A 15,045-nucleotide genomic window follows, 5' to 3' on the forward strand; every position below is an offset into this window, starting at 1 on the left:
TCGGCCACCGCGCCTCCAGCGGTCGGTTCGGACGTCACCGCACATCCAACCGCCACGACCACCAACCCGGTGAACCTATGCGGTCAGAGCACTAGAGGCTCGCCGCCAGCTCCGTGCCCTGCTTGATGGCCCGCTTGGCGTCCAGCTCGGCGGCCACGTCGGCACCGCCGATGAGGTGCGCGCTGTGGCCCGCGGCGAGCAGCGCCTCGTACAGGTCGCGGCGCGGCTCCTGCCCGGTGCAGAGCACGATGGTGTCGACCGGGAGGACCGTGCTCTCCTCGCCGACGGTGATGTGGAGTCCGGCGTCGTCGATCCGGTCGTAGCGCACGCCCGGGACCATGGTGACGCCGCGGTGCTTGAGCTCGGTGCGGTGGATCCACCCGGTGGTCTTGCCCAGGCCCGCGCCGACCTTGGTGGTCTTGCGCTGGAGCAGGTGGACGGTGCGCGGCGGGGCGGGGCGCTCGGGGGCGGCGAGGCCGCCGGGGCCCGTGTAGTCCATGTCGACGCCCCACTGGCGGAAGTACGTCGCCGGGTCCTCGCTCGCCTTGTCGCCGCCGTCGGTGAGGAACTCGGCGACGTCGAAGCCGATGCCGCCCGCGCCGAGGACGGCGACGCGGTCGCCGACGGGGGCGCCGTCGCGCAGGACGTCGAGGTAGCCCACGACGCTCGGGTGGTCGATGCCGGGGATCTCCGGGGTGCGCGGGGAGACGCCGGTGGCGACCACCACCTCGTCGTAGGCGGCGAGGTCCTTGGCCGACACCCAGGTGTTCAGCCGGATGTCCACACCCTGCCAGTCGAGCTGGTGGCGGAAGTAGCGCAGCGTCTCGTCGAACTCCTGCTTGCCGGGGACCTTGCGGGCGACGTTGAGCTGGCCGCCGATCTCACCCGCGGCGTCGAACAGCGTGACGTCGTGGCCGCGTTCGGCCGCGCTGACGGCACAGGCCAGCCCGGCCGGTCCCGCGCCGACGACGGCGACCCGCAAGCGCCGCCGGGTCGGGGACAGCGTCAGCTCGGTCTCGTGGCAGGCGCGCGGGTTGACCAGGCAGGACGTGATCTTGCCGCTGAAGGTGTGGTCGAGACAGGCCTGGTTGCAGCCGATGCAGGTGTTGATGGCCTCCGGCTTCCCGGCGGCGGCCTTGGCCACGAAGTCGGGGTCGGCGAGCATCGGGCGGGCCATCGACACCATGTCCGCGCAGCCGTCGGCCAGCAACTCCTCGGCCAGCTCAGGGGTGTTGATGCGGTTGGTGGTGACGAGCGGGACGGACACCTCACCCATCAGCCGCTTCGTGACCCAGCTGTAGGCGCCGCGCGGAACGGAGGTGGCGATGGTCGGGATACGCGCCTCGTGCCAGCCGATGCCGGTGTTGATGATCGTCGCGCCGGCCGCCTCGACTGCCTTCGCGAGCGTGATCACCTCGTCGAGCGTGGAGCCGCCCGGGACGAGGTCCAGCATGGACAGCCGGTAGACGATGATGAAGTCCTCGCCGACGGCCTCGCGCACCCGCCGGACGATCTCCACCGGGAAGCGCATGCGGTTCTCGTACGAGCCGCCCCAGCGGTCGGTGCGGTGGTTGGTCTGCGTGGCGATGAACTCGTTGATGAGGTAGCCCTCGGAGCCCATGATCTCCACGCCGTCGTAGCCGGCCTGCCGGGCGAGGCGGGCGGCGCGGGCGTAGTCGTCGATGGTCCGCTCGACGTCCGCGTCGGTGAGCTCGCGGGGCGGGAAGGGGCTGATCGGCGCCTGGAGCGGGCTCGGGGCGACGAGGTCCTGGTGGTAGGCGTACCTGCCGAAGTGCAGGATCTGCATCGCGATCCGGCCGCCCTCGCGGTGCACGGCGTCGGTGATGGCCCGGTGCTGCTCGGCCTCCGCCTCGGTGGTGAGCTTCGCGCCGCCCTCGTAGGGGCGCCCCTCGTCGTTGGGTGCGATGCCGCCGGTGACGATCAGGCCCACTCCACCGCGCGCCCGCTCGGAGTAGAAGGCGGCCATGCGCTCGAAGCCGCGCTCGGCCTCCTCGAGCCCCACGTGCATGGAGCCCATGAGGACGCGGTTGGGCAGCGTGGTGAAGCCAAGGTCGAGCGGGCTCAGCAGGTGCGGGTAACGGCTCATCGGGCCCCTCCGTGCGCGGTGTCTTGCCTGACGTAGTTGTAGAGGACCGCGAGCCGTTTATGCAACTAGTTGCACAACCGAGGAGGGGTGACACGGGCCACTGTCACCGGCTCCCGTCGGGCACAGTGGCCCCATGACCGCACACGCCGACGTGATCGACCTCGCCCAGCGGCTGATCCGCCGCCCGAGCCGCGCGGGGATCGACGACTACGGGCCGGTCCTCGGCGTCCTGGAGGACTGGCTCACCGGGCGTGGGCTGCCGTATCGCCGCCTCCACGGCGATACAGGCGACACGGGCGACACGGGCGACACCGTCGGCCTGCTGATCGAGGTCACGGGCGGGCACCCCGGCCCCTGGTGGGCGCTGGACGCCTGCGTCGACACCGCCCCCTACGGCGACGAGGCCGCCTGGTCGTTCGCGCCGGACTCCGGCGAGATCACCGACGGCTGGCTGCGCGGCAGGGGCGCCGCCGACTCCAAGCTCGCCGCGGCGATGTTCTGCGGCATCGCGGCCGAGCTGCACGAACGTGCCGACGGCCTGCACGGCGGGCTCGCGGTGCTCCTCGACGTCGACGAGCACACGGGCGGCTTCGGCGGCGCCCGCGCCCATCTCGCGGACCCGGCGGCGGTCCGCCCGGCCGGGGTGATGATCGGCTACCCCGGGTTCGACGAGGTCGTGGTCGGCGGGCGGGGGCTGTGGCGGGCCACGATCGCGGTGCACGGGGCCTCGGGCCACTCGGGGTCGCGGCGTACGGCACCGGGTGCCGTCTCGCGCGCTGCACATCTCGTACGGCTGCTGGAGGAGGCCGAACTCCCGGGAGCCGACGGCGAGTTCCCACTGCCGCCGAAGCTGACGGTGACCTTCTGCCACGGCGGCGAGGGCTTCTCCGCGGTGCCCGGCCTGTGCGAGGTGGGCGTCGACATCCGCACGACCCCGGCCTTCGACGAGCGCGCCGCCGAGCGCCTGGTCGGACAGGCGGTGGGCGCGCTGGACGTACGGGTGCCGGCTCCGCGGCCGACCGCGATCGCCCCGGTGGCGTCCTGGCCGGCGTATCGACTGGTCGAGGGCGGGCAGCCGGCCGCCGCGCTGCTGGACGCCGCCTCGCGCGAGGGCCTGGCCCTCCGGCCGAAGACGGCCGGCCCGTCGAACATCGGCAATCTGCTGGCGGGCGAGGGCATCCCGGCCACGGCGGGCTTCGGCGTGCGCCACGAGGGGCTGCACGGCGTGGACGAGCGGGCCTGCCTCAAGGACCTGCCCGCCGTCCGAGCCGTCTACCGGCGCGCTCTACTCACCCTGCTGAACGCGTCATGACACGAGGAGACGGTCATGAGGGCCGGTCACGAGGAGCCGGTCAGGAACCGGATCGGCTCTCCAGCACCACATGCAGCTCCCGCTCCTGGTCACCCGAGGCCGAGGCGAGGTCGTGCACCGTGAACAGCGAGTCCAGCGTCGTACGGAGCCGTTCGATGGCCCAGTAGCCGCCCTGCGCGTCGGCCTCGACGGATGACGAGAGCCGGGCGGGAGGCGGGCACTCCTGCGCGTCCGTGACCTCGAACGTGCCGAGCCACACCATCGGGCGCGTCTCGTGGAGCTGCTCGGGCACGTCCTCGGGGCCCCGGTCGGACTCGAAGCACGCGCACAGCGCGTCGAACACGATCCGGGCGTCTTCCTTGTTGCATCCGCTGATCTCGACGGAGACGGGTTCCTCGTGCATTCGTTCACGGTCCATCGTGATCGCTCCTCTCGTGGCCGCACCGCGGTACCACGGGTAGCCCGCGGAGCCGGACTCCAACCCAAGAAAAGCACCACCCGTGCCCGAGCACTACCGGCGGAGCCGTACCGTCCGCGCCTCCGTTCCGCGTGATCAGCTCCTCGTGAACCGATACGTCTTGCTGTCGGTCAGCACACAGAAGCCCGGCGAGACGACGATCACGCGCAGGGTGCCCGTACGGCGGTCGTAGTCGATGCCCTCCGTCTCGAAGTCGCCCGAGCAGGAGCTGCGCAGCGGGAGCTGCCGCAGGGCCGTGACATGACCGGTGACGTCGGTGGCGCCCGGCTCGGCGGAGAGGTCGATCTGGAGCAGCGGCTTGGTCACGCCGAAGAGAGTGCCCGCCGGGTCGTCGGAGGAGCACAGCAGCGTCGTGGCGCTGAGGAAGTCGCAGCCCTGTACGTCGCGTACGGCGTGGTCCAGCCGGACGCTGGAGGTCCAGGGGAGGTTCGCCGACGGGGACGTACCGGAGTTGACGCCCGGTGTCGGGTGGACCAGCAGGCGGGTCATGGTGCCCCACTCACCGGACACCATCCACTGACCGCCGGGCGTGACGGCGGCGAAGGAGTTGTTCAGCGCCTCCCCGGAGCCCAGCGTGTGGACGTACTCCGACCACGTCCCGTCCGGCGCCTGCACCCGGAACATCTTCGCGGTGCCCGAGTCCGCCTGGTACGGCTCGATGTAGTAGCCGTTGTAGGAGGCGTCGGGGTCACCCACGTGGTTCCAGCCGCGGCTGCTGACCGAGACGGGGATGGTGCCGATGCCCGTGTAGCGGTTGGGGCTGTTCGCGGGCACCTCGACCGAGGCCAGGCCCTGGCTCTCGGTCAGCGGGTCGGCGCGGTCGGAGCCCACCTCCGTCCAGGTGTCGGCGGCCTGCGCGGGCGTGGCGGTGGACAGCACGGCGGCGGAGGCGAGGGCGACGAGGCCGGTGAGGACGGCGTGACAACGTTGCCGGGCGCGCGGGGCCATGGGGTGACTCCTTGGGGGGTGGGTGCGTGTCGGCGGACAGTTTGACGGCTGACCGTAGTCATGTACAGGCCAAACGTGAGAACGTTCGCTGTCTGTTCGGCCACAGTCATCCGCCCTCGTGATGACTTCGGCGTACGTCCGCCCTCGTGTTGAGGGATGGTGGAGGAGAACGACCAAGGGGGGCCCGGAGGCGGTTGAACGCGGTAGAACAAGGGGAGTCGGCACGGGGGAACGGCGTGCCGCGGAACTGGGCGAAGGCGGTGCGTGGGATGTCTCCAGCCGAACCACCCGTGGCTGAGGGCGACGAGCCCGTGCGCGGGCCGCTAGGACCGAGCGGGCTGCTCGACGTCCTGGGCGTGGCCTCGGTGGTGCTGAACACCGAGGGGCGCATCGTGCTGTGGAGCCCCCAGGCGGAGGAACTGTTCGGCTACTCGGCGCAGGAGGCGCTGGGCGAGTACGCGGCCCGGATCATGGTGCACGAGCAGTACCTGGACCTGGTCGTCAAGCTGTTCGCCGACGTCATGGAGACCGGCGAGGGCTGGGCCGGGGCGTTCCCGGTCCGGCGCAAGGACGGCAGCACCCGCCTGGTGGAGTTCCGCAACATGCGGCTGCTGGACGACGAGGGTGAGGTCTACGCGCTGGGCCTGTGCGCCGACCAGACGACGGTCCGCCAGGTGGAACGGGATGTCGCGCTGTCGACGCGGACGATCGCGCAGGCTCCGATCGGCCTGGCCGTCCTCGACACCGAGCTGCGGTACGTCTCGGTGAACCCGGCGCTGGCGCAGCTCAACGGCATCCCCGCCGAGGACCACATCGGCCGGACGCCGCTCGAACTGCTCCCTGACCGTGACGCCGCCGACGCCATCGAAGGGGCCCTGCGCGTGGTGCTGCGGACCGGCGACCCGCTCATCAACCAGCGCATCATGGGCCGGACACCGGCCGATCCCGACCAGGAGCACTTCTGGTCCATCTCCCTGTACCGACTGGAGGACACGGCCGGGACGGTGCTCGGCGTCGCCGGGATGGCCGTGGACATCACCGAGCAGCATCAGGCCGCCGTGGAGGCCGAGACGGCACGGCGGCGCCTGGCGCTCATCGCCGACGCCTCCGCGCGGATCGGTACCACCCTGGAGCTGGACCGCACGGCGCGCGAGCTGGCCGACGTGGCCGTGCCGGAGCTCGCCGACGTGGCGGCCGTGGATCTGCTGGAAGCCGTGGTGGAGGGCAGACGCAGCAGCCTCGGGCCCGCGGAGTCGGCGGTGATCCGCGCCCTGGCCGTCCAAGCGCAGCACGACACGGAGGCCCTCGACGCCGCCGACCAGCCCGGCCAGGTCGCCCGCTACGGCCCGGACCGCCTGGTCACCGAGTGCGTGCGCACCGCCAGTCCGGTCATGGTGGCGCAGGTCGAGGACAAGGACCTGCCGCGTATCGCCCGCTCCCCCGAGGCCGCCGTCCAGCTGGGCCGCGCGGGCGTGCACTCCTATCTGGCGGTACCGCTGATCGCCCGCGGCGAGGTGCTCGGCGCCCTGGACCTCAAACGCACCCGCAACCCGCTGCCGTTCAGCGAGGACGACCTGCTGCTCGCCCGTGAGCTGGCGGCCCGCGCGGCCGTGCAGATCGACAACGCCCGCTGGTACCAGAACGCCCGTGACACCGCCCTCACCCTTCAGCGCAGCCTGCTGCCCAGCCATCCGCCGGTGACCGGCGGACTCGAGGTCGCCTCCCGCTACCAGCCCGCGGGCGCCAGCGCAGAGGTCGGCGGCGACTGGTTCGACGTGATCCCGCTGGAGGACGGCAAGACCGCGCTCGTCGTCGGCGATGTGATGGGCAGCGGCATCGACGCGGCCACCACCATGGGCCGGCTGCGCACCGCGACGCACACACTGGCCTCCCTCGACCTCGAACCGGCCCGGCTCCTGGAGCACCTCGACAAGATCACCGAGGGCCTCGACCACTCCATCGCCACCTGCGTCTACGCCATTCACGATCCGCGACTGCGGCAGTGCCGGATCGCCAACGCCGGGCATCTGCCGCCCGCCCGCCTCCGCTCCGGACACGCCCCGGAACTCCTCGAACTGCCCACCGGCGTACCGCTGGGCGTGGGCGGCGTCCCGTTCTCCACGACGACCTTCGACCTCGAACCCGGCGACCGTCTCGTCTTCTACACCGACGGGCTCGTCGAGACCCGTCAGCACCCGCTCGACGAACGCCTGGCCGCGCTGCTGGAGCTCCTGGACGGCCCCGACCGTCCGCTGGAGGAGGTCTGCGACCTCCTGCTGCACACCCTGCACCGCCCCGAGAACGCCGACGACGTGGCGCTGCTCATCGCCCGTGTCCTGCCGCCCGATTGATCGCCGCGCAGCCGCCGGGTGGGCCGCGTGGGACGAGCGCCCGACGTTCGCAGGTGTCGATTACAGGAGTGCCAGGTCCTCGCGGGCCCCGGCGGCCCGGAGGCGGAGCACCCGCGGGGTGCGGCGGTGCGCGGGCTGTGGCAGCGGCAGTCCGTCCGGGCCCGGACGGTGACCGCGGCGGCCACGGTCGCCGTACTCGCCCTCGGCGGCACTCGCCTACGCCGCGGCCTCGACGGGCCCGGGCGACGGGGCCGCCCCCTCGGCCTCCGGCCCGGCGTCCGCGGCCCCGGAGCGGCCCGGCGGACGGCAGGGGCCCGGCATGGGGTCCGGCCTCGGCGGAGGCGGCGTGCACGGCGAGGCGACCGTCAAGGACCGGGACACCGGCGACTGGGTCGTACGGATCTGGCAGCGCGGCACGTCGAGAAGGTGGACGGCGACCAGGTCACGGTCAAGAGCGAGGACGGCGCCGAGTGGACGTGGACCGTCGACTCGGACACCACCGTCCGTCACGACGGGAAGAAGGGCTCCGACGCCGGAGATCTCAAGAAGGGCGAGACCGCGTTCCTCATCGGCACGCGCTCCGACGACGACACCGGGACGGCCTCCCGCGTGCTGTCGGGCACGTGGGAGGTGGGAGGAAGGACCGGGGACCGGGCGACTGGCGGGACGGGTTCCGCGGGCCGCGCCACGGGGAGGGCCGGGACTCCGGCCCCTCGGAGAGTCCTTCGAAGAGTGGCGCGGCGGCCTCCTGATCCGCCCCGGCCTCCTGCACCGCACGGGCCGCGGCCCGGCCCGGCCGCTTGCCTAGTCTCCGGCCCGGAGCCCGGCCTGAGTTCCTGCCGGTTCGACGCCGACCACGACATGCGCGAACAGTTCCTCGGAGACGATCAGACGCGCCGACAGTCCGCTGCGGGTGAAGGCCTCCAGGGCCGTCGGCGCCTGCCGTTCGCTCGTCTCGACCAGCAGACAGCCGCCGGGGGCCAGCCACCGGGGAGCCTCGGCGGCGACCCTGCGCAGGACGTCCAGCCCGTCGGGGCCGCCGTCGAGGGCGACGCGCGGCTCGTGGTCGCGCGCCTCCGCGGGGAGGAGCTCCACTTCGTCGCTGGGTACGTACGGCACGTTCGCCGCGAGGATGCCGACGCGGCCGCGCAGGCTGCCGGGCAGCGCCTCGAACAGGTCGCCCGTGTGTGCCCGACCGCCGAAGGCGGCCACGTTTCGGCGGGCGCAGCGCACGGCTGCCGGATCGATGTCGGCGGAGTGCAGTTCGAGGGGGCCGAGCGCCGCGGCCAGCGCCGCGCCGACCGCGCCCGAGCCGCAGCACAGGTCCACGACCACGGACGCGTCCGGGGCATGGGCGAGGGCCTGCTCGACCAGGAACTCGGTACGGCGGCGGGGCACGAAGACGCCGGGTTCCACAACTATCCGCAGCCCGCTGAACTCGGCCCAGCCGAGGACGAGTTCGAGCGGCAGGCCGGTGACGCGCCGGGCCACCAGGGCGGCCAGCTCGTCCGGGGTGCCGGCGGCGGCCAGGAGCAACCGGGCCTCGTCCTCGGCGAAGACGCAGCCGGCGTCGCGCAGCGCGGACACGACGGCGTCGCGCGAGAACGACGCGAGGGAAGGAGGCGAGGAAGCCGCGGAAGGAGAGGCAGAGAAGGAGAGAGGGGGCATGGAAGCCGAGAGCCTTTCGGAAGCCGAAGGGTGCTCTCGCGGTGTCGCCTACCGGCGGTGACCCGCGCCGACTCGAAGTGAGAGCACCCGACCTGACACAGCGGTAATGGGTCTCACCTCCTGGACTCCGCACGGCCGGGACTGTCCCGACCGGACGGCAACCCTACCCCAACCGCCCCGGGGCAGGGCGGGGCTCGGGAGCGCGTACGGTTGAGTGAACAAGCACTGATCACGCTCGATCCGCGGGCCGTCGCCCACAGCGGCCTGGAGGCACCACTCGTATGAACGTCACCCGAGGCTTCGCCGGACGCCCACGCGTCCAGAACGCCGCGCTGCCGCCCGGTCAGTACGACGCGGGCGACGACTGGCCCGTCCTGTCCGCCGAGGTCACACCCGAGCTGACGCCCGCCGAGTGGGCCTTCCGCGTCGACGGCCTGGTCGAGGAACCGCGCAGCTGGAGCTGGGAGCAGGCGCACGAGCTGCCGGCGTCGGTGTACGAGGGCGACATCCACTGTGTGACGAGCTGGTCGAAGTTCGGAGTGCGGTTCGGGGGCGTGTCGCTGGACACCTTCCTTGATGTGGTCCGCCCCCATGTGTCCGCCACACATGCCGTCGCCTATTCACACACCGGGTACACCACCAACCTGCCGCTCGCCGACCTGACCGGCGGACGGGCGTGGATCGCCTGGGAGTACGACGGCGAGCCGCTCGCCCCGGAGCACGGCGGCCCGGCACGGCTGCTGGTACCGCACCTGTACTTCTGGAAGAGCGCCAAGTGGATCGCCGGCCTGCGGATCCTCGACCGCGACGAGCCGGGGTTCTGGGAGCAGAACGGCTACCACGCCCGGGGCAACCCCTGGGAGGAGCAGCGGTACTCCGGTGACTGACGTGACGGTGACCGAGACCTTGACCGAGACGTTCACTCCCCCGACCCGGTTCGCCGTGCCCGGACGGATCGCCGTCAGCAACCGGGCCGCCGCGGTGTGGCAGACCGCCACGATCACCGAGATCCGCCGGGAGACTCCGCACGCGGCGAGCTTCCGCCTCGCGGTGCCCGCATGGGCGGGCCATCTGCCCGGCCAGCACCTGATGCTGCGGCTGACGGCCGGGGACGGCTATGTGGCCCAGCGCCACTACTCGATCGCGTCCGCACCGGACGACGCCGGGCACATCGAGCTGACCCTGGACCATGTCGAGGGCGGTGAGGTCTCCGGCTGGTTCCACTCGGTGGCCGAGCCCGGCGACACGGTCGAGGTGCGCGGCCCGCTCAGCGGCTTCTTCGCCTGGCCCGGCGATCGGCCCGCGCTGCTGGTCGGTGCCGGCTCCGGCGTCGTTCCGCTGATGTCGATGGTGCGCCACCACAGGGCGCGGGGCCTGGACGTGCCGCTGCGGCTGCTGGTGTCGGCACGCAGCCCCGAGGAGCTGATCTACGCGCGCGAGTACGGCGCCGAGACGACCCCCGTGTTCACACGCGGTGCGCCGGAGGGTGTGCCCGTGGGACGTATGGCCGCCGCACATGTGGCGCCGCTCCTGGCCGAGCAGCCAACTGGTGGGTGGGAGGCCTATGTGTGCGGCTCCAATGCGTTCGCCGAGCACGCCTCCCAGCTGCTCGTGGCGGCAGGTCAGCCCGTGGACCGTATCCGGATCGAACGCTTCGGCTGACCGGCGCTGGGGCGCGGGGACGCGTTTCGTCCGGGATCGTCAGGAACGTTGTCCGGTGTACGGGGTACCTGGACGCCATGCGATACCTGGTGCGTGGCCGGCGTCTGCGGCGCAGTCCGCTGCGGCGCCGGTCGGACGTCGTCGAGGCACGGACGTTATGGGCCGTGGTCGTCCTGCTCCTCGTGCTGGCCCCCCTGGTCGGCGTGTTCACGGCCTGGTGGGCCGATGGCAGCGCCCGGGCCACGGCACGGGAACAGCGCGCCGACCGTCGGCCCATCCAGGCGGAGGTCATCGGCCGAACCTCCGACGCGCTTGCCATGGCACACGGCGGACGGCAGCCGTCTGCCAGGACGACCGTGCGCTGGACGGAGCCGGACGGCGATCCGCGGACGGCCACGGCGCGCGTCCCGGCCGGCACGCGCAGCGGTGACACGGTCGACGTGTGGCTGGACTCCCGGGGCCGCAGCGTGGCCCCGCCCGCGGACAGCCTGGCGATCCTGCAGCACACCGTCACCATCGGCGTCTGCGCCACGGCCTGCGCCGTCGCCGTGATCCTCCTCGGCCACGCGGTCGTACGACGTACCGCGATGCGTCGTCGCCTGGCCGAATGGGAACAGGAGTGGGCCGCGACGGAGCCGCAGTGGACGGGGCGTCGGGCATGACGCCGTGGCGTCTGCCCCGGTCAGTCCCCGGCGCGCTTCGTGCGGCCTCGGCCACGAGAGCGCACGGACCCTACGCCGCCTGCTGCATACGGCGTGCGATCCGCTCGTGCGCCCGCAGCGCATCCGCCAGCCCGGCCAGGCGGGGCTCGCCACGGTCCACCAGGATCCGGCCGCCGACCACCGTGGTCCAGGCCCGGGCGGGCCCGCAGCGCAGCCAGGCCTCCACCGGGTCGCTGACCGCGCCGGCGAGGGCGACCGCGTGCAGGTCCCAGACGACCAGGTCGGCGCAGGCCCCGGGCCGCAGATGACCCAGCTCGTCGGCCCGGCCCAGACAGCGCGCCGAGCCACGGGTCGCGATGTCGAGGGCGTCACGGGCGGTCATCGCACCGGGACCACCGCGGTAGCGGCCCAGCAGCAGGGCCGCCCGGGTCTCCATCCACAGGGAGGCGTGGTCCGTGGAGGCCGAGCCGTCGCAGCCGATGCCGACGGGCAGTCCCAGCTCGCGCATCTCCCTCACGCGCGCGGTGCCGCCGCCGATGAGCATGTTGGAGCTGGGGCAGTGCGCCACGCCGACGCCCGCGTCCCCGAGGCGGCGCAGCTCGGCGTCGTTCGGGTAGATGCAGTGCGCGACCCAGCTGCGGTCGCTCATCCACCCCGTCTCCTCGAAGTACTCGACGGGACGGCAGCCGTAGGTCTCCAGGCAGTAGGTGTCCTCGTCGTGGTCCTCGGCGAGGTGGGTGTGCAGCCGTACGTCGTGGCGCTCGGCGAGTTCGGCGGTCGCGGTCATCAGGGACCTGGTCACCGAGAACGGCGAGCAGGGCGCGAGCGCGACGCGGACCAGGGCGCCGGGTTCGGGGTCGTGGTACGTCCTGATCAGGCGCTCGCTGTCGGCCAGCACCTCGTCCTCGGTCTGGGTGACGCTCCTCGGCGGCAGCCCTCCGTCGGCCACGGAGCGGGTCATCGAGCCGCGCGTGGCGTGGAAGCGGAAGCCGATGTCGCGGGCGGCGCGGATCTCGGCGTCGACGAGGTGGGGGCGGGGATGGACGTAGAGGTGGTCGGAGGAGGTGGTGCAGCCGCCCATGAGCAGTTCGGCCATACCGACGTACGCCGACACGTACGCGGCCTCTTCGTCGAGGCCGGCCCAGAGCGGGTAGAGGGTGGTCAGCCAGTCGAACAGGGAGCCGTTCACGGCGGGCGCGTAGGAGCGGGTGAGGTTCTGGTAGATGTGATGGTGGGTGTTGATCAGGCCCGGCGTGACGAGCCGTCCGGCCGCCGAGACGGTCTGGCGGGCCTGCGGCTCGCTCCCGGCGGCACCGACTCCGGTGACCCGACCACCGGTGACGGCCAGCCAGCCGCCCGGGATCTCCCGCCCTCCGTCCACGACCAGTAGTCCGGCGTCCCTGACCAGCAGGTCCGCAGCCTTCACCGGGGGACCGACGACAGACGTCATGGCGTCATCGTAGGCGCTGAGCAGGGAAAGTTCTGGCGAGTCCTCCGATCTCCCACGTACGGTGTGATCATCCGCAGTCACTCTTCGCAAAGGCGGTCCTTCATGGCCCTGTTCGACCTTCCGCTCGACGAACTGCGCGAGTACCGCAGTGAGTCCGTCGAGCCCGAGGACTTCGACTCGTTCTGGTCCAAGACCCTTGAGGAGGCGCGCGGACACGACCTGGACGCCCGGTTCGAGCCGGTCGAGACGGGGCTGTCCACGGTGCGGGTCTACGACGTGACGTTCGCCGGGTTCGGCGGTCACCCGGTGAAGGGCTGGCTGCGGCTGCCCGCCGGGGCGTCGGAGCCGTTGCCGCTGGTCGTGGAGTTCATCGGCTACGGCGGCGGGCGCGGCCTGCCGCACGAGAACCTGCTGTGGGCCTCCTCGGGCCGGGCGCACTTCATGATGGACACGCGCGGCCAGGGCAGCGCGTGGGGCGCCGGCGGCGGGACGCCGGATCCGGTGGGGTCCGCGCCCGCGTTTCCCGGTTTCATGACGCGGGGCATCGACGCGCCCGAGAACTACTACTACCGCCGGGTGTTCACGGACGCGGTCCGTGCCGTGGAGGCCGCGCGCTCGCATCCGCTGACCGACGCCACCCGCACGGTCGCGCTGGGCGCGAGCCAGGGCGGCGGCATCACGATCGCGGTCGGCGGCCTGGTGCCGGACCTGACGGCGATCGCGCCGGACGTGCCGTTCCTGTGCGACTACCCCCGCGCCGCGACCATCACGGACCGCCACCCGTACCGCGAGATCGGCCTCTTCCTCAAGACGCACCGGGGCCGCACCGAGGACGCCCTGCGCACCCTGTCCTACTTCGACGGCGTCCACTTCGCGTCCCGCGGCCGGGCGCCCGCCCTGTTCTCGGCGGCCCTGGAGGACCAGACCTGCCCGCCCTCGACCGTCTTCGCGGCCTTCAACGCCTGGACCCATGACGAGAAGGCCATCGAGGTGTACGACTTCAATGACCACGAGGGCGGCGGCCCCTTCCACGAGGCGGCCAAGCTGGACTGGCTGCGCGCGCACGCCTGAGCGTCACCGGGAGCCGGACGCGCGCTGCCCCTCGGCCGAGGCCGGCGCGTTCGGCGTGTTCGGCGCCTTCCACCCCGTCCGACCAGTCGGTATGTTCAGGGAGCCCGGTTCGCGCTGTCGCGCTCCGGGCTCCGGCGGACGACAAGGGGTGGGCCATGACGGAGCGTGCGGCACGGGTGCACGGGCACTGCGATCCGCGGTTCGCGGCGGTGCGTACGGCGTTCGAGGCGAACTTCCGGGAGCGCGGGGAGCTGGGCGCCGCGGTGGCGGTCACGGTCGACGGAGAGACCGTGGTCGACCTGTGGGGCGGGTGGGCGGACGCGGCGCACAGCCGCCCCTGGGAGCACGACACTCTGGTCAACGTGTGGTCGACGACCAAGGGGCCGACCGCGCTGTGCGCCCACATCCTGGCCGACCGGGGCCTGCTCGACCTGGACGCGCCGGTGGCCGTGTACTGGCCGGAGTTCGCCGCCGCGGGCAAGGAGCAGATCCTCGTACGGCATCTGCTGTCGCACCGCGCCGGTCTGTCCGGGCTGCGGGAGCCGCACTCGCTTCAGCAGCTCTGCGACTGGGAGTTGACGACCCAGCGGCTCGCGGCGATGGAGCCGTGGTGGGCGCCGGGGACGCGGTCCGGGTACCACGCGCTCACGTACGGGTTCCTGGTCGGGGAGGTCGTGCGGCGGGTATCGGGGTTGCTGCCCGGGGCGTTCCTGGAGCGGGAGGTGACCGGGCCGCTCGGGATCGACTTCGCGGTCGGGCTGCCGCGGAAGGAGGCCGGGCGGGCGGCCGAGCTGGTGCAGCCGCCGGTCGCGTCGAGCAGTGAACAGGCGGCGATCTTCAGCCAGTTGGCGCCCGCGGCCGTCGCCGCCCTGGTCAATCCGGCCGTGGGTGCGGCGCAGGCCAACTCGCCCGAGTGGCGGGCCGCCGAGATACCCGCAGCGAACGGACACGGCACGGCACGGGCAGTCGCCGCGCTCTACGGGATCTTCGCGGGCCGCGGGTCCCACGACGGTCACCGCGTCCTCTCGGCCGAGGCGGCCGAGCGGGTGCGCGAGGGGCAGGGCAGCTGTCGCGATCTGGTGCTCGGGGCCGGGTTCGCACACGACACCGAAGCCGCGCTCGGCCTGTGGCTGAGCGGATCGAACGGCTCGTACGGCCCCAACCCGCGGGCTTTCGGACACGACGGCTTCGGCGGCTCCTGCGGTCTGGCCGACCCCGAGGCCGGGGTGTCGCTGGGCTATGTGATGAACCGGATGGGGCCTCATATCGCGGACGACCCGCGGAAGATGGCACTGATCGACGCCCTGTACGGCGCTCCGTGACGGCCGGTCCGCGC

The 15,045-nt window shown here is 72.6% G+C and carries 12 protein-coding genes; 7 read left to right on the top strand and 5 right to left on the bottom strand.

The window, feature by feature from the left end; translation table 11 throughout:
* Positions 1–91: 91 nt before the first annotated feature.
* Entirely contained in the window at positions 92–2,107 is a 2,016-nt protein-coding gene (locus ACFU95_RS12295; protein WP_383825661.1) for an FAD-dependent oxidoreductase, read from the bottom strand.
* Between the two features lie 133 nt (positions 2,108–2,240).
* On the opposite strand from ACFU95_RS12295, the gene ACFU95_RS12300 reads away from it, so the two are divergent.
* Positions 2,241–3,419: a M20 family metallopeptidase gene (locus tag ACFU95_RS12300; protein WP_383825664.1), complete on the top strand. Its 1,179-nt coding sequence runs from the start codon at positions 2,241–2,243 to the stop codon at positions 3,417–3,419.
* Between the two features lie 40 nt (positions 3,420–3,459).
* On the opposite strand, the gene ACFU95_RS12305 is transcribed toward ACFU95_RS12300, so the two are convergent.
* Together ACFU95_RS12305 and ACFU95_RS12310 are read right to left on the bottom strand one after the other, a co-directional pair.
* Positions 3,460–3,837 (bottom strand): hypothetical protein, encoded by a 378-nt coding sequence (locus tag ACFU95_RS12305; protein ID WP_383825667.1) that lies wholly within the window; start codon positions 3,835–3,837, stop codon positions 3,460–3,462.
* Positions 3,838–3,972: 135 nt separating this feature from the next.
* Positions 3,973–4,845, bottom strand: coding sequence for a hypothetical protein (locus ACFU95_RS12310; protein ID WP_383825671.1), 873 nt, complete (start codon positions 4,843–4,845; stop codon positions 3,973–3,975).
* A 269-nt stretch (positions 4,846–5,114) separates the two neighbouring features.
* On the opposite strand from ACFU95_RS12310, the gene ACFU95_RS12315 reads away from it, so the two are divergent.
* Positions 5,115–7,196 carry a SpoIIE family protein phosphatase gene (locus tag ACFU95_RS12315; RefSeq protein ID WP_383825674.1) on the top strand — a complete coding sequence of 694 codons (2,082 nt, stop codon included), beginning with the start codon at positions 5,115–5,117 and terminating at the stop codon, positions 7,194–7,196.
* A gap of 804 nt (positions 7,197–8,000) precedes the next feature.
* Here ACFU95_RS12315 and ACFU95_RS12320 read toward each other — a convergent pair.
* Positions 8,001–8,864 carry a putative protein N(5)-glutamine methyltransferase gene (locus ACFU95_RS12320; RefSeq protein ID WP_383825676.1) on the bottom strand — a complete coding sequence of 288 codons (864 nt, stop codon included), beginning with the start codon at positions 8,862–8,864 and terminating at the stop codon, positions 8,001–8,003.
* Positions 8,865–9,145: 281 nt separating this feature from the next.
* Here ACFU95_RS12320 and ACFU95_RS12325 point away from each other — a divergent pair, with 281 nt between their 5' ends.
* The 3 genes from ACFU95_RS12325 to ACFU95_RS12335 all read left to right on the top strand — a co-directional run bounded on the left by ACFU95_RS12325 (position 9,146) and on the right by ACFU95_RS12335 (position 11,188).
* Positions 9,146–9,751: a sulfite oxidase-like oxidoreductase gene (locus ACFU95_RS12325; RefSeq protein ID WP_383825679.1), complete on the top strand. Its 606-nt coding sequence runs from the start codon at positions 9,146–9,148 to the stop codon at positions 9,749–9,751.
* Between the two features lie 19 nt (positions 9,752–9,770).
* On the top strand, positions 9,771–10,526 hold the full coding sequence (locus ACFU95_RS12330) for a ferredoxin reductase (RefSeq protein ID WP_383826062.1): 756 nt from the start codon (positions 9,771–9,773) through the stop codon (positions 10,524–10,526).
* 77 nt (positions 10,527–10,603) lie between these two features.
* The gene (locus tag ACFU95_RS12335) at positions 10,604–11,188 is read left to right on the top strand and encodes a hypothetical protein (RefSeq protein ID WP_383825682.1); all 585 of its coding nucleotides are present in this window, start codon (positions 10,604–10,606) and stop codon (positions 11,186–11,188) included.
* A gap of 70 nt (positions 11,189–11,258) precedes the next feature.
* On the opposite strand, the gene ACFU95_RS12340 is transcribed toward ACFU95_RS12335, so the two are convergent.
* Positions 11,259–12,638, bottom strand: a complete 1,380-nt coding sequence (locus ACFU95_RS12340; protein WP_383825684.1) for an 8-oxoguanine deaminase — start codon at positions 12,636–12,638, stop codon at positions 11,259–11,261.
* Between the two features lie 102 nt (positions 12,639–12,740).
* Between ACFU95_RS12340 and ACFU95_RS12345 the strand changes: the two genes are divergently transcribed.
* Together ACFU95_RS12345 and ACFU95_RS12350 are read left to right on the top strand one after the other, a co-directional pair.
* A complete protein-coding gene (locus ACFU95_RS12345; protein WP_383825687.1) occupies positions 12,741–13,709 on the top strand; it encodes an acetylxylan esterase in 969 nt (322 codons plus the stop codon).
* A gap of 155 nt (positions 13,710–13,864) precedes the next feature.
* On the top strand, positions 13,865–15,031 hold the full coding sequence (locus ACFU95_RS12350; protein ID WP_383825690.1) for a serine hydrolase domain-containing protein: 1,167 nt from the start codon (positions 13,865–13,867) through the stop codon (positions 15,029–15,031).
* The last annotated feature ends 14 nt before the right edge of the window (positions 15,032–15,045 follow it).

The sequence above is a fragment of the Streptomyces sp. NPDC057623 genome (genome assembly GCF_042800355.1).
Taxonomy (GTDB): Bacteria; Actinomycetota; Actinomycetes; order Streptomycetales; family Streptomycetaceae; genus Streptomyces.